At 68.9% G+C, this 472-nt stretch carries 1 pseudogene; it reads left to right on the top strand.

From position 1 onward, the window contains the following. Positions 1 to 472: pseudogene (locus H4N64_RS44265) on the top strand (FAD-dependent oxidoreductase); the annotation flags it as partial.

Here is a 472-nt window from a genome sequence, read left to right as displayed (position 1 = left end):
GCCGCTGGCCCAGAAGTTCGGTCTGCGCGAGGAGCCCAGCCGGCTGCGCCACCAGTCCCGCTCGCTGTTCACGCACATGGTCGGCGTCAAGCCGTACGAGCAGACCGTCCCCAAGGGCACTCACCACAACCCCAGCCCGTGGAGCGAGGGCACCCTCCACCACATGTTCAAGGGCGGCTGGATGTGGGTCATCCCCTTCGACAACCACCCGCGGGCCACCAACCCGCTGTGCAGCGTCGGCCTGAACCTCGACCCGCGCATCCACCCCAAGCCGGACTGCTCCCCCGAGGATGAGTTCCGCGCCTTCATCGCCAAGTACCCGGACATCGCCCCGCAGTTCGAGGGCGCGGTCGCGACCCGTGACTGGGTGAGCACGGGGCGGCTGCAGTACTCGTCGAAGCAGACCATCGGCTACCGCTGGTGCCTGACCTCCCACGCCGCCGGATTCGTCGACGCGCTCTTCTCGCGCGGT

This window comes from Streptomyces cupreus (assembly GCF_014257025.1).
Taxonomy (GTDB): Bacteria; Actinomycetota; Actinomycetes; order Streptomycetales; family Streptomycetaceae; genus Streptomyces; species Streptomyces cupreus.
The sequence above is the reverse complement of the archived record's forward strand: the minus strand, read 5'-3'. Positions and strand labels throughout refer to the sequence as shown.